Annotated in this window: 9 protein-coding genes; 6 read left to right on the plus strand and 3 right to left on the minus strand. The window is 75.9% G+C overall.

Translation table 11 applies throughout. The features are described from left to right. Nucleotides 1–207 precede the first annotated feature (207 nt). The 3 genes from ACFCLZ_RS23145 (at nt 208) to pcrA (ending at nt 4,954) form a co-directional block, all read left to right on the plus strand. Nucleotides 208–1,563, plus strand: a complete 1,356-nt coding sequence (locus ACFCLZ_RS23145) for a PspC domain-containing protein (RefSeq protein WP_380286247.1) — start codon at nt 208–210, stop codon at nt 1,561–1,563. Then, nucleotides 1,556–2,233: a response regulator transcription factor gene (locus ACFCLZ_RS23150; RefSeq protein ID WP_030300497.1), complete on the plus strand. Its 678-nt coding sequence runs from the start codon at nt 1,556–1,558 to the stop codon at nt 2,231–2,233. The genes ACFCLZ_RS23145 and ACFCLZ_RS23150 overlap by 8 nt, the downstream gene beginning before the upstream one ends. 81 nt (nt 2,234–2,314) lie before the next feature. After that, nucleotides 2,315–4,954: a DNA helicase PcrA gene (gene pcrA, locus ACFCLZ_RS23155; RefSeq protein ID WP_380278844.1), complete on the plus strand. Its 2,640-nt coding sequence runs from the start codon at nt 2,315–2,317 to the stop codon at nt 4,952–4,954. A gap of 29 nt (nt 4,955–4,983) precedes the next feature. Here the strand turns inward: pcrA and ACFCLZ_RS23160 are convergent, their stop codons facing one another. Beyond that, on the minus strand, nt 4,984–5,814 hold the full coding sequence (locus ACFCLZ_RS23160; protein ID WP_380278846.1) for a M23 family metallopeptidase: 831 nt from the start codon (nt 5,812–5,814) through the stop codon (nt 4,984–4,986). A 311-nt stretch (nt 5,815–6,125) separates the two neighbouring features. Here ACFCLZ_RS23160 and ACFCLZ_RS23165 point away from each other — a divergent pair, with 311 nt between their 5' ends. After that, nucleotides 6,126–6,533 carry a cobalamin B12-binding domain-containing protein gene (locus ACFCLZ_RS23165; RefSeq protein WP_380278847.1) on the plus strand — a complete coding sequence of 136 codons (408 nt, stop codon included), beginning with the start codon at nt 6,126–6,128 and terminating at the stop codon, nt 6,531–6,533. A 92-nt stretch (nt 6,534–6,625) separates the two neighbouring features. Here the strand turns inward: ACFCLZ_RS23165 and ACFCLZ_RS23170 are convergent, their stop codons facing one another. Both ACFCLZ_RS23170 and ACFCLZ_RS23175 read right to left on the minus strand, forming a co-directional pair. After that, nucleotides 6,626–8,224 (minus strand): DUF5691 domain-containing protein, encoded by a 1,599-nt coding sequence (locus ACFCLZ_RS23170; RefSeq protein ID WP_380278849.1) that lies wholly within the window; start codon nt 8,222–8,224, stop codon nt 6,626–6,628. Between the two features lie 89 nt (nt 8,225–8,313). After that, the gene (locus tag ACFCLZ_RS23175) at nt 8,314–9,639 is read right to left on the minus strand and encodes an SWIM zinc finger family protein (RefSeq protein WP_380278851.1); all 1,326 of its coding nucleotides are present in this window, start codon (nt 9,637–9,639) and stop codon (nt 8,314–8,316) included. 189 nt (nt 9,640–9,828) lie between these two features. On the opposite strand from ACFCLZ_RS23175, the gene ACFCLZ_RS23180 reads away from it, so the two are divergent. Continuing rightward, nucleotides 9,829–10,923, plus strand: coding sequence for an AAA family ATPase (locus tag ACFCLZ_RS23180; protein ID WP_380278852.1), 1,095 nt, complete (start codon nt 9,829–9,831; stop codon nt 10,921–10,923). A gap of 58 nt (nt 10,924–10,981) precedes the next feature. Next, nucleotides 10,982–13,366, plus strand: a complete 2,385-nt coding sequence (locus tag ACFCLZ_RS23185; protein ID WP_380278853.1) for a DUF5682 family protein — start codon at nt 10,982–10,984, stop codon at nt 13,364–13,366. The last annotated feature ends 30 nt before the right edge of the window (nt 13,367–13,396 follow it).

Consider the following 13,396-nt stretch of genomic DNA (forward strand, 5'->3'; position numbering starts at 1 on the left):
CCCAACCGGTCCCGCCCCTGCTCGGACCCTGACTTGTCCCTGATAGGTGTCAGGGCCACACCCTGATGCGGCCGGGTCCGCCCGCGTGGAACGATCGGTGCCGTGGCAACACCCGGTTCCGACCCCCGCCCCCTCGCCCCCGAGCCAGCGCCGCCCGGGGGCGGCGACCCGTCCGCGCCCGCCGACGGGAAGCCGCCGTACCGCCGGCTGTACCGCAGCCCGCAGGGGCGGATGCTCGGCGGTGTCGCGCACGGGCTCGCCGTGCACCTCGGACTGCCCGTCAGCTGGGTGCGGATCGCCTTCGTGGTGCTGTTCTTCGCCCAGGGCCTCGGCGGGCTGCTCTACGCGGCGTTCTGGTTCGTGGTGCCGATCGGCATCGGCGAGCCGCGGGCCGGCGCGCACTGGGTGTACGTGAACGGCGCCTTCGTCCCGGTCGGCTCCTGGCAGGCGGGCGGCGGCGGGGAACTGAGCAAGGGCGACGGCCGGCGCGGCGGGTGGATCGGCCGGCTGCGCGAGGTGCTGCAGCACGCCGTGCGGGGCGAGCCGGTCGAGGCGGGCGAGGGGGCCGGCGGCGCGGCCACGGGCCAGCGGCCGGGCGGTCTCGGCCAGCTGGCCGCGCTGGTGATGCTGGTGATCGGTGTGATCGCCCTGCTCAACGCGCTCAACGTGCAGACCGCCAAGCCGTACACCTGGCCGCTGCTGGCGATCGGCGTCGGTGTGGCGCTGGTCTGGCGGCAGGCCGACGACTCGCGCTGGCAGCGCTGGTTCGGCCTGGAGGAGGGCGAGAAGCGGCGCGGCGCCTACACCCGGGTCGGCGCGGGCGTGCTGCTGGTGGTGGCGGGCATCGTCGCCTTCCTCGCCACCCAGGGCAGCGGCTCGACGATCGGCTCGGTGATCGAGGCCTCGCTCGCGGTGCTGGCCGGTGTGCTGGTGCTGGTGGGCCCGTACGCGCTGCGGATGTGGCAGGACCTCGGCGCCGAGCGCACCGCCCGCATCCGCGCCCAGGAGCGCGCCGAGATCGCCGCCCACGTCCACGACTCGGTGCTGCACACGCTGACCCTCATCCAGCGCCGCGCCGAGGACCCGAAGGAGGTGCTGCGGCTCGCCCGGGCCCAGGAGCGCGAGCTGCGGCTGTGGCTCTACCGGCCGGAGGCGGTCGCCGAGCAGGCGCCGGACACCATGGCGGAGAGCCTGCGGGCGGTGGTCGCCGAGGTCGAGGACCGGCACGGCGTCCCGGTCGAGGTGGTGATCGTCGGCGACTGCCCGATGGACGAGCGGATCGCGGCGCAGATGCAGGCCGCGAGGGAGGCGACCGTCAACGCGGCCAAGTACGGTGGCGGGGGACCGGTCCAGGTCTACGCCGAGGTCGAGGGGAGGACCGTGATGGTGTTCGTCCGCGACCACGGCCCGGGCTTCGACCCGGACACGGTGCCCGAGGACCGGATGGGCGTACGAGAGTCGATTCTCGGCCGCATGAAGCGCAACGGCGGCACCGCACGGGTGCGGCCGGCGCCGGACGGCGGGACCGAGGTCGAACTGGAGATGGAGAGAGCGAATGACTGAGGCAGCGCCGGAGCGTCGCGCGCGGGTCGTGCTGGTCGACGACCACCGGATGTTCCGGACGGGGGTACGGGCGGAGATCGGGCGCACCGAGACGACCGGCATCGACGTGGTCGGCGAGGCCGACGACGTGGAGTCCGCGGTCCGGGTGGTGGCCGAGACGCGGCCCGATGTGGTGCTGCTGGACGTCCACCTGCCCGGCGGCGGCGGCGTCGAGGTGCTGCGCCGCTCGGCCGGGTTGATGGGCGATCCGGGGGGAGTGCGGTTCCTGGCGCTCTCGGTGTCGGACGCGGCGGAGGACGTGATCGGCGTGATCCGCGGCGGCGCCCGCGGCTACGTCACCAAGACGATCACCGGGACGGACCTGGTCGACGCGATCTTCCGGATCTCCGACGGGGACGCCGTCTTCTCGCCCCGGCTGGCCGGCTTCGTGCTGGACGCCTTCGCCGCCACCGACACCCCGCCGGTGGACGAGGACCTGGACCGGCTGACCCAGCGCGAGCGCGAGGTGCTGCGGCTGATCGCCCGCGGCTACGCGTACAAGGAGATCGCCAAGCAGCTGTTCATCTCGGTGAAGACGGTGGAGAGCCACGTCTCGGCGGTGCTGCGCAAGCTCCAGCTGAGCAACCGGCACGAGCTGACCCGCTGGGCCACCGCGCGCCGGCTGGTCTGAGCGGGCCGTCGCGCCGCCCCGCCCGGTCCTGTCAAGGGCCGGGCGGGCTTGTCGGCGGGTGGCCATAGACTCGTCAGTGCCATGAGTAGCCTCTTTGACGACCTCCCGCTCCCCGGTTTCGAGGCCCCCGCCGCCGCCGGGTCGAAGCAGCCCGCGCCGCCGATCGACGAGGAGCCGCCGCCGTACGGGGACGACGTCCCGTACGACGCCTACGAGGAGGCGATCCCCGAGGGGCTGTTCCACACCGACCACGCGGCCGAGACCGAGCGGGACGCCTGGTACCGCAACGGCGCCGCCCGTCCGGTGATCGACCCGGCCGCGCTGCTGGAGGGCATGAACGACCCGCAGCGCGAGGCCGTGCTGCACGCCGGCTCGCCGCTGTTGATCGTGGCCGGCGCCGGCTCCGGCAAGACCCGGGTGCTCACCCACCGGATCGCGTACCTGCTGGGTGCGCGCGGGGTGCAGCCGGGCGAGATCCTGGCGATCACCTTCACCAACAAGGCGGCCGGCGAGATGCGCGAGCGCGTCGAGCAGCTGGTCGGCCCGCGCGCCCGGGCGATGTGGGTCTCCACCTTCCACAGCGCCTGCGTGCGGATCCTGCGCCGCGAGTCCAAGCTGCTCGGCTTCACCTCGTCGTTCTCGATCTACGACTCGGCCGACTCGCAGCGGCTGATGGCGCTGGTCTGCCGCGACCTCGACCTCGACCCGAAGCAGTTCCCGCCGAAGTCCTTCACCGCCAAGGTCAGCAACCTCAAGAACGAGCTGATCGACGAGGAGACCTACGCCGACCAGGCCGCCAACCCGATGGAGAAGAAGCTCGCCGAGGCGTACTTCCTCTACCAGCGGCGGCTGCGCGAGGCCAACGCCCTCGACTTCGACGACATCATCATGACGACGGTGAACCTGCTCCAGGCGTTCCCGGACGTCGCGGAGCACTACCGGCGGCGGTTCCGGCACATCCTGGTCGACGAGTACCAGGACACCAACCACGCCCAGTACACGCTGGTCCGCGAGCTGAGCGGCGGCGCGGCGGCCGACGCCCCGAAGCGCACCGTCGACGGCGACTGGGTCGACCCGGCGGCCGGCCGGCCGGCCGAGGTGCCGCCCGCCGAGCTGTGCGTGGTCGGTGACGCGGACCAGTCGATCTACGCCTTCCGCGGCGCGACGATCCGCAACATCCTCCAGTTCGAGGAGGACTACCCGAACGCCACCACGATCCTGCTGGAGCAGAACTACCGCTCCACCCAGACCATCCTGAGCGCGGCCAACTCCGTCATCGAGCGCAACGCCAACCGGCGCAAGAAGAAGCTCTGGACGGCCGGCGAGGACGGCGAGAAGGTCGTCGGCTACGTCGCGGACGACGAGCACGGCGAGGCCCAGTTCATCGCCGACGAGATCGACCGGCTCACCGACGCGGGCGCGGCCAGGCCCGGCGACGTCGCGATCTTCTACCGCACCAACGCGCAGTCCCGCGTCTTCGAGGAGGTGTTCATCCGGGTCGGCCTGCCGTACAAGGTGGTCGGCGGGGTGCGCTTCTACGAGCGCAAGGAGGTCAAGGACGTCCTGGCCTACCTGCGGGTGCTGTCCAACCCGGAGGACACCGTGCCGCTGCGCCGGATCCTCAACGTACCCAAGCGCGGCATCGGCGAGCGGGCCGAGGCGATGATCGACGCGCTGTCCGCGCGCGAGCGGATCTCCTTCGCGCAGGCGCTGCAGCGGGTCGACGAGGCGTACGGGATGGCCGCGCGCTCGGCGAACGCGGTGAAGAAGTTCAACGCGCTGATGGCCGGGCTGCGCCAGGTCGTCGAGTCCGGCGCCGGTCCGGCCGCGGTGCTGGAGGCGGTGCTGGAGGAGACCGGCTACCTCGCCGAGCTCCAGGCGTCGACCGACCCGCAGGACGAGACCCGGGTGGAGAACCTCCAGGAGCTGGCCTCGGTCGCCCTGGAGTACGAGCAGGACCCGGGCGAGCGCCCGGACGCGGGCGAGGACGGCGCGCCGCCGGTCGGCTCGCTGGCCGACTTCCTGGAGCGGGTGGCGCTGGTCGCCGACAGCGACCAGATCCCGGACGAGGACGAGGAGGGGCAGGGCGTCATCACGATGATGACCCTGCACACCGCCAAGGGCCTGGAGTTCCCGGTGGTCTTCCTGACCGGCATGGAGGACGGCATCTTCCCGCACATGCGGGCGCTCAACCAGGTCAAGGAGCTGGAGGAGGAGCGGCGCCTCGCGTACGTCGGGCTGACCCGGGCGCGGCAGCGGCTCTACCTGACCAGGTCGGTGCTGCGCAGCGCCTGGGGGCAGCCGTCGTACAACCCGGCCTCGCGGTTCCTGGAGGAGATCCCGGAGACGCTGGTGGAGTGGAAGCGCATGGGGGCGGCGTCGGCGCCGGCCTCGCGCGGCTTCTCGTCCGGGTCGTCCTGGGGCGGGAAGTCCTCGGGCGGTTCGGGCTCCTCCCCGCGCGGTGGCTCCTCCTCGCGCGGTTCGTCGGCCGGGGCCTCGCCGAAGGCGGGCTGGGGGCAGTCGGCGCGGCGTTCGGGCGCGGCGGTGGAGCGGGAGGCGGTCGCGCTGGCGGTCGGCGACCGGGTCACCCACGACACCTTCGGGCTGGGCACCGTGGTGGCCACCACCGGGGCCGGTGACAAGGCGCAGGCCACGGTGGACTTCGGCTCGGAGGGGCGCAAGCAGCTGCTGCTGCGCTACGCGCCGGTCGAGAAGCTCTGAGGCCCGGGTGACGGCGGCCCGCGCTGGTCTCAGCGCGGGTCGAGGCCCTGGGCGAGGAACCAGGGCAGCGGGTCGACGGGCGCGCCCCCGCCGGCCGGGCGGATCTCCAGGTGCAGGTGCGGGCCGGTGCTGTTGCCGCTGCTGCCGACGAAGGCGATGACGTCGCCGGCCTTCACCGCGCCCTTGCGGATCTTGTACGAGCGCAGGTGGCAGTACCAGACCTCGGTGCCGTCGGCCGTCTTGAGGATGGTCATGTAGCCGTACGACGCGTTCCACTGCGTGCGGATGGTGCCGTCGGCGACGGCCATCACCTGGGTGCCGCCGTCCACCGGGAAGTCGATGCCGGTGTGCCGCTTGGCCCAGTGGGTGCCGGCCGCGCCGAACGCCTCGCCGATGCCGTGCTGGGCGACCGGCATCGAGAGCGTGGGGCGGGCCGGCGCGGGCGCCGGGTCGGTGGTGGCGGCCTGCGCGGCCGGCTGCCCGGCGGCGTCGGGCGCGCCCTGGGTGCCGGCGAGCGGCTGGCGGGCGTCGCCGCGCGAGGCCTGGTCGGCCGCGCCGGCGGCCAGCGCCTGCTCGGCGGCCTGCGCGGCCGCGGTGTGCGCGCTGTCCGGCGCGTCGGCGGCGGTGGTCTGCTCGGGGACCCGGCCGGCCGCCTGGGCGCGCTGCTGGTCGGCCTCGCCCTGCACGGTGACGGCCGCCGCGGCGGCGACGCCGAGGGCGGCCACCGAGGGCAGGGCGACCCGCAGCAGTGCCGTGCGGGTGGCGGCCTTGGCCGCGTCGCGGCGCTGGGACCGGGACTGCTCGCGGGCGGCGAGACGCAGTTCCGCGCGGGTCGGGCGGGCGGCTGCTTCGGGAGCCATCGCGGCTGCCTCCTCGGTGGGCCTCGGGCGCGTCGTCGGGCGGGGAGCGGAGGGTCAAACGACCGAGACTGTAGCCGGAAGCCGGACATCCGGACAAAAGTCCGGATGTCAAGGGGCTGGGGGTGTGCGGTTACGGGGTAGAACAGGGGAGGGCGGCGGGCGGTCTGTGATTTTCCCCTCGTCTTGAGGGGTGGTGCCGCCAACCCCGGCGGGTGGCGCTACCCTCCCCTCAGATTGGTTATTGCTCGTTAACCTCGCCCGTGCCCCACAAGGTCCGGTGGGGGATGGACGACGGGGTCCGGGAGGCAGTGATGGGTGTGTCAGGACCGATCCGCGTGGTGGTCGCCAAGCCGGGGCTGGACGGCCATGACCGCGGCGCCAAGGTCATCGCGCGCGCCCTGCGCGACGCCGGCATGGAGGTCATCTACACCGGCCTGCACCAGACGCCGGAGCAGGTGGTCGACACCGCGATCCAGGAGGACGCGGACGGCATCGGCCTGTCGATCCTGTCCGGGGCGCACATGACGCTCTGCGCGCGGGTGCTGGAGCTGCTGAAGGAGCGCGACGCCGAGGACATCAAGGTGTTCTGCGGCGGGATCATCCCGGACGAGGACATCGTCGAGCTGAAGGCGATGGGCGTCGCCGACATCTTCACCCCGGGCACGCCGACCAGGGACGTGGTCGCCTGGGTCGAGGCCAACCTGCGCGCCGCGGGCTGACCGCCGCCGACGGGGCCGGGCCGGACGCATCGTCCGGCCCGGCCCCGTCGCGTGTCCGGGTTCGGGTGTCCGGGTTCGCGTGCGCCCGCCGGTCAGGCCGCCAGTTCGGCGAGCATCGCCTCGCGGAAGCGCAGCGTCCCGGCCAGCCGGGCGAAGGTCTCGCTCCAGGCGGTGGCGGGCGCGGACCCGGCGGCCAGCGCCTCGACCGCCGCGGCGCTCTCCGGGGAGAGCGCGCGCTCGGTCATGCCCAGCACCCCGCTGTGGCTCCACGGGTAGGCGCCGGAGGCGGCGGCCCGGGCCAGCGCCTCGACCACCGCGGTGGAGAGCGGCGGCGTCCACGGGGTGGCGCAGGCGCCGAGCAGTTGGAAGGCGTCGCCGAGGCCGTGCGCCTCGATGAACGCGGCCGTCCAGGCGGCCCGCTCGGCGGGCGGGAGCACCGCGAGCAGCTTGGCGGGGGCGCCGGTGGCGCGGGCGGGGCGCCCGGGGCCGGGGACGGGCGCGGGGCCGAGCAGCGCGCGCGCCCAGACGGCGTCCTGCTGGCGGACGGCGGCCCGGGCCCAGGCCTCGCGCAGGTCGTCGGCCCAGGTGCTGCTGGTCTCGTCGATCGCGTCGCCGACCCGCAGGGCGAGCAGCCGATCGGGCGCCAGACCGGTGTGCCCGGACCAGAGGGAGAGCGGTGCGGCGGCGATCACCTCGCCGAACCACCAGGCCCGTTCGCCGCGTCCGGTGGGCGATTTGGGCGGTATGCCGTCGCGCTGCATGGCCGGGTCGCACGCGGTGGGCGGGGTGACCAGCAGATGCGTGCCATGGGCGGAGCGGCGCACGGCGGTGCGGGCGCGCTCGGCCATCCGGGTGGCCAGCGCGGAGCCGGGCAGGGTGGAGAGCAGCTCGGCGGCGGTGGCCCGGACGTTCTTGCTGCGGTCGCCCAGCGCGGCCTCCAGGAAGGGTTCGTCGGCGAGCGAGAGGCCCTCCTGGAGGGCGTCCAGGAACAGCAGCCGGTCCTCGGCGCGCTCGGTGGACCAGGTGCCGCCCAGCAGGGCGAGCCCGGCCGCCGGGTCGCGGCGGCGGAGCAGGGTGAGGTGGGTGACCCGTTCGGCGAACAGGCCCTCGTGCCACAGCCGGTCGCCCTCGGCGGGCACGGCGTCCGGGGCGGGCGCGGGCTGCGGGGCGGGCACCGGCTCCGGGGCGGCGCGCTGCACGAACCGCCAGTCCGCGTTGCGCTCGGCGAGCCAGCGGCCGAGCGGGCCGGCCAGCGCGACCGCGTCGGGGCGCAGTTCGCTGCGGGCGCGGGCGGCGTCCAGCAGGGCCGGGACGCCGGCGGCGGGCGCCCGGTAGCCGCGCTCGCGGGCGGTCGCGAGCCACTGCGGGAGCAGTTCGCCGACGTTGGCGAGCACGCCGCTGCCGGTGCCGCGGGTGGAGAGCAGCAGCGAGAGCCGGCGGGCGGCGGCGGCCGGCAGCTCGGGGCGGGGGTCCTCGGGGGCCGGCCGGTCGGCCGGGGCGGCGGCCGGCACGGGCAGCGCGCCGGCCCGGCGGCGGACCGTCTCCAGGGCGGCGAGTTCGAGCAGCGCGGTGGCCGGGTCGGCGCGGTCGACGGCGCCGTCGTACGGGGCGGCCGGCCCGGGCGCGGGGAGCGGGCGGCGGTCGGTGCCCAGCAGGGCGGTGGTCTGCAGGGACTCCCAGGGGTCGGACACGGGGCCTCCTCCTCCGGTGGAACGGGTGCGGGTGGACGTCGGGGTCTCGGTGGGCTCGCGGTGCGCGCCCGGGGTGCGGCGGGGCCCGCTCAGGGCGTGCCGAGGCCGATCGGGCGGCCGTCCCGCCCCCAGGCGGTGACCGGCGCGAAGCCGTGGTGGCCGTACTCGCCGAAGAGGGTCAGCGGGCGGCCGGTGGAGACGGCGGCGAGCCGCCAGAGCGCGGCCTCCGGCACGGCGGCGCGGTGCACCGGGACGGTGTGCCGGCCGTCGGTGAGGTGCCAGCCCTCCTCGGAGAGCACCGGGACGACCTCGGCGAGCACCGTCGGCCAGGCGTCCAGCCAGGGGTCGTCGGCCACCGCGGCGCCGTAGCCGGCCACCGCCTCGGCGACGGCCAGGCCGGGCGGCGGGCCGTCGGACGCCGCCGCGGGGGCGCCGTAGCGGGTGCCGAGGACGGCCCGCAGCGGGCGGGCGCCGGGGTGGAAGGCCAGCTCGGCCTCGACCACCTGGCCGGTGGGCAGGGCGAGCTCGGGGGCCTGCCCGGGGCGGCCGAAGGAGATCAGCAGGGCCGGGCGGCCGGTCTTGGCGCCGCGCAGCCAGAGCCGACGGGTGGTCAGCCGCTCGTCGGGTCCCCCTTCCATGGGCGAGGTCCGGCTGCCGAGGACCTGCCAGCGGTCCCGGACGGTCGGGCCGGCCAGCAGCTCGGCGGTCTCGGTGGTGTAGCCGACCCGGGCGCGCACGGTCGCGGCGAGCGGCGCGGGCAGCTCGTCGAGCCGGGTCGCGGCGGTGGCGAGCAGGTGGAGCATCGCGTACTCCGCCAGCAGCCCGTCCTGCGGCACCGCGTCGAGTTCGCGGACCCGGGTGGCCAGGCCGGGGGCCTGGGCGTCGACCATCCGGGCCGCGACCTCCTCCCAGGGGCCGGCGGTGGACTGGTCGGCGAGGCCGTGCCGGACCCGGTCGGCGAGCCGCAGCCGCAGCTCGGCGGCCCCGGCCGCGACCCGGGCGGAGCGCTTCTCGGCGCGGCGCCGGGCGGCGGCCGGATCGGCCGGCGCCTCCGCCCGCACGGCCCGCTGCCCGGCGCGCTCCTGGCGGCCCTTCAGCCACTCGGCGGCCCAGTCGGCGGGCTCGGCGCCGTCCGGCACGGCGCCGGGCGAGCCGCTCCAGAGCAGCAGCAGGCCCAGGGCGTGCTTGCAGGGGAACTTCCGGCTCGGGCAGCTGCACTGGTAGGCGGGCGTGGCGAGCTCGACGACCGTGCGGTACGGCGTGCTGCCGCTGCCCCTGCACTCGCCCCAGACCGCCTCGCCGTCGGTGCCCGCGGCGGACCAGGGGGCGGGCGCGGAGAGCTTGCCCGCGGCCTTCTGCGAGGCGGCGTCGGGCGCCAGGGACAGGACGTGTTCGGTGCTCCAGCGTTCCTCCATGGCCACGACGGTAGGCGGCGGCACTGACAGTCGACCGGCGGCCCGGACGGCCCGAACTGAGGTCCGGTCAGGATTGTCAGTGGTCCGGTGCATGGTGGTTTCCGCAGGCCGGGACGCCGACCCGGCTCCCCCCGATCACCCCGTCGCCCGGGCATCCGTGTGCCCGGCGGCCGACCCGAAGGAGCCCCGATGACCGACGTCGTGACCGAGGTCCTGCGCCAGCACGCCGAGGAGGCGTTCGCCGCCGAGCTGGCCGCGCTGGCCGCCCAGGACGACCGCCCGCGCCCGGAGCGCTGGAAGCTCTCCCCGTGGGCCGTCGCCACCTACCTGCTGGGCGGCGAGCTGCCCGACGGCACCGTGATCACCCCCAAGTACATCGGCCCGCGCCGGGTGGTGGAGGTCGCCGTCACCACGCTCGCCACCGACCGGGCGCTGCTGCTGCTCGGCGTGCCGGGGACCGCCAAGACCTGGGTGTCCGAGCACCTCGCCGCGGCGATCAGCGGCGACTCCACGCTGCTGGTGCAGGGCACCGCCGGCACCCCCGAGGAGGCCGTCCGGTACGGCTGGAACTACGCGCAGCTGCTCACCAACGGGCCGAGCCGGGAGGCGCTCGTCCCCTCGCCGCTGATGCGGGCGATGGCGGAGGGCCGGATCGCCCGGGTCGAGGAGCTGACCCGCATTCCGGCGGACGTCCAGGACAGTCTGATCACCATCCTGTCCGAGAAGACCCTCCCGATCCCGGAGCTGGGCACCGAGACCCAGGCCGTGCGCGGCTTCAACCTCATCGCCACCGCCAACGACCGCGACCGCGGTGTCAACGAGCTGTCCAGCGCCCTGCGCCGCCGCTTCAACACCGTGGTGCTGCCGCTGCCCGGCTCGCTGGAGGAGGAGGTCGAGATCGTCAGCCGCCGGGTCGAGCAGCTCGGCCACTCCCTCCAGCTGCCCGAACTGCCCGGCGGCGCCGAGGAGATCAGGCGGGTGGTGACCGTCTTCCGCGAGCTGCGGGCCGGCCTCACCACCGACGGCCGGACCAAGGTGAAGACCCCCAGCGGCACCCTCTCCACCGCCGAGGCCATCTCGGTGGTCACCAACGGCATGGCGCTCGCCGCCCACTTCGGCGACGGCGTGCTGCGGGCCGCCGACGTCGCGGCCGGCGTGATCGGCGCGGTGGTCCGCGACCCGGCCGCCGACCAGCAGGTGTGGCGCGAGTACGTCGAGGGCGTGGTCCGCGAGCGCGACGGCTGGAAGGACTTCTACCGCGCCGCCCGTGAGAACGCCCGCTGAACGGCACGACCGTGCACCGCACGACCACAAGCTCGGAAGACTCGGGAGGGAGCGCGCGATGAGCGCAGAGGTGACGCTGCTCGGCGTCCGGCACCACGGCCCCGGTTCGGCCCGCTCGGTGGCCGCCGCGCTGGAGCAACTGCGACCGGACGCGGTCCTGGTGGAGGGTCCGCCGGAGGCCGACCCGATCCTCGCACTGGCCGGGGAGAAGGACATGGTGCCGCCGGTCGCCCTGCTGGCCCACGCCGCCGACGACCCGGCCCGGGCCGCGTTCTGGCCGTACGCCGAGTTCTCGCCGGAGTGGGTGGCGATCCGCTACGCCACCGGACTCGGCCTCCCGCTGCGCTTCATCGACCTGCCGGCCGGCTACGCCTTCGCCGACGCCGGGGATCAGGACGGCGTGGAGCAGGACGGCGTGGAGCAGGACGCCGTCGAGCGGGACGGCGACGGCGCCGCCGAGGAGGACGCGGACCTGCCGGGCGACCCGATCGCCCGGCTCGCCGAGGCCGCCGGCCACGACGACCCGGAGCGCTGGTGGGAGGACGTCGTCGAGCACCGCCGCCCCGGCGAGGACGCGCTCGCGCCCTTCGCGGCCGTCGCCGAGGCGATGGCGGCGATGCGCGAGGACGGCGGAGCGGGCCGCCGCGACGAGCGGCGCGAGGCGTACATGCGCCAGCAGATCCGCGCCGCCCGCCGCGCCGGCCACCGCCGGATCGCCGTGGTCTGCGGGGCCTTCCACGTCCCCGCGCTGGCCGCCATGCCGACCGTCGCGCACGACCGGGCGCTGCTCGCCGAGCTGCCGAAGAAGGTGCGCACCGAGGTCACCTGGGTGCCCTGGACGCACCGCCGGCTCTCCCACCTCACCGGCTACGGCGCCGGGATCGTCTCCCCGGGCTGGTACCGCCACCTGCACCGCACGGACGGCGACCCGCTGCCCGGCTGGCTCACCCGGGCCGCCGACCTGCTGCGCGCCGAGGACCACCCGGTCTCCTCCGCGCACGTCATCGAGGCCGTCCGGCTGGCCCGCACCCTCGCCGTGCTGCGCGGCCGCCCGCTCGCCGGGCTCACCGAGACGCTGGACGCCGTCCGCGCCGTGCTGTGCGAGGGCTCGGACGTCGCCCTGGCGCTCGTCCAGGACCGGCTGGTGATCGGCGACGCGCTCGGCGAGGTGCCGGACGCCGCGCCCGCCGTCCCGCTCCAGCGCGACCTCGCCCGGCTCCAGCGCACCCTGCGGCTCAAGCCCGACCCCGCCCCGCGCGACCTCGACCTCGACCTGCGCAAGGAGACCGACGCGGCCCGCTCCCGGCTGCTGCACCGGCTGCGCCTGCTCGGCGTCGACTGGGGCGTGCCGGTCCGCTCCTCGGTCGCCTCCACCGGCACCTTCCGGGAGAGCTGGCGGCTGTGCTGGCAGCCCGAGTTCGCCGTCCGGATCGCCGAGGCCGCCCAGTGGGGCACCACGGTCGAGCGGGCGGCCTGCGGAAAGGCCGTCGGCACCGCCCGGGCCGCCGTCGAACTCGCCGAGCTCACCGGACTGGTGGAGACCTGCCTGGTGGCCGGGCTCGCCGAGGCGCTGCCCGCCGTGATGCGGGTGCTCGCCGACCGCGCCGCCCTGGACACCGACGTCGCCCACCTGGCCGGCGCGTTGCCCGCCCTGGTCCGCGCGCTGCGCTACGGCGACGTCCGGGGCACCGACCACGGCGCGCTCGGCGAGGTCGCCGGCGGCCTCGCCGACCGGATCTGCGTCGGCCTGCCGCCCGCCTGCACCGGCCTGGACGCCGCCGGAGCCGCCGTGCTGCGCGGCCACCTCGACGAGGTGCACGGCGCGATCGGCCTGCTGGACCAGGCGGACGGCCCCGTCGCCGGACTAGCCGGACTAGCCGGACTCGCCGACCGCTGGGCCGGCACCCTGCGGGCGCTCGCCCGGCGCGAGCCGTCCGGCGGACCGGCCACCGGCGTCCCCGGACTGCTGCGCGGGCGCGCCGTCCGGCTGCTGCTGGACGACGGCCGGCTCGACTCCGACGAGGTCGGCCGGCGGCTCGGCCTGGTGCTGTCCACCGCCAACAGCCCGGCGGACGCGGCCGGTTGGATCGAGGGCTTCCTGACCGGCGGCGGCGCGCTGCTGCTCCACGACCCCCGGCTGCTCGGCCTGCTCGACGGCTGGCTGACCGGCGTCCCGGCGGAGGCCTTCACGGACGTGCTGCCGTTGCTGCGGCGGACCTTCGCCACCCTGGAGGCCGGGGTCCGGCACACCGTCGGCAGCCGGGTGGCGGCCGGCCCGCTCGGCCCCGGGAACGCCGAACCGGTCGGGGACACCGCCGAGTTGGACCGCGTGCGGGCCGAGGCCGCGCTGCCCGTGGTGGCCCTGCTGCTCGGGCTGACGGGCGCTGGGGAGCCCGGCGCCCGCCCCCGGATCCCCCGGCAGGCCGAGGGCCGCGACACCTGAGAGCGTCCCCCGACCGCAGACCCGTCCCCC

This window comes from Kitasatospora purpeofusca (genome assembly GCF_042691725.1).
Taxonomy (GTDB): domain Bacteria; phylum Actinomycetota; class Actinomycetes; order Streptomycetales; family Streptomycetaceae; genus Kitasatospora; species Kitasatospora purpeofusca_B.

Excerpts from the sequence above, each read along its gene's own strand:
- pcrA (WP_380278844.1), top strand. The coding sequence starts at position 2,315 with ATGAGTAGCCTCTTTGACGACCTCCCGCTCCCCGGTTTCGAGGCCCCC.
- ACFCLZ_RS23150 (WP_030300497.1), top strand. The coding sequence starts at position 1,556 with ATGACTGAGGCAGCGCCGGAGCGTCGCGCGCGGGTCGTGCTGGTCGAC.
- ACFCLZ_RS23180 (WP_380278852.1), top strand. The coding sequence starts at position 9,829 with ATGACCGACGTCGTGACCGAGGTCCTGCGCCAGCACGCCGAGGAGGCG.
- ACFCLZ_RS23185 (WP_380278853.1), top strand. The coding sequence starts at position 10,982 with ATGAGCGCAGAGGTGACGCTGCTCGGCGTCCGGCACCACGGCCCCGGT.
- ACFCLZ_RS23175 (WP_380278851.1), bottom strand. The coding sequence starts at position 9,639 with ATGGAGGAACGCTGGAGCACCGAACACGTCCTGTCCCTGGCGCCCGAC.
- ACFCLZ_RS23165 (WP_380278847.1), top strand. The coding sequence starts at position 6,126 with ATGGGTGTGTCAGGACCGATCCGCGTGGTGGTCGCCAAGCCGGGGCTG.
- ACFCLZ_RS23160 (WP_380278846.1), bottom strand. The coding sequence starts at position 5,814 with ATGGCTCCCGAAGCAGCCGCCCGCCCGACCCGCGCGGAACTGCGTCTC.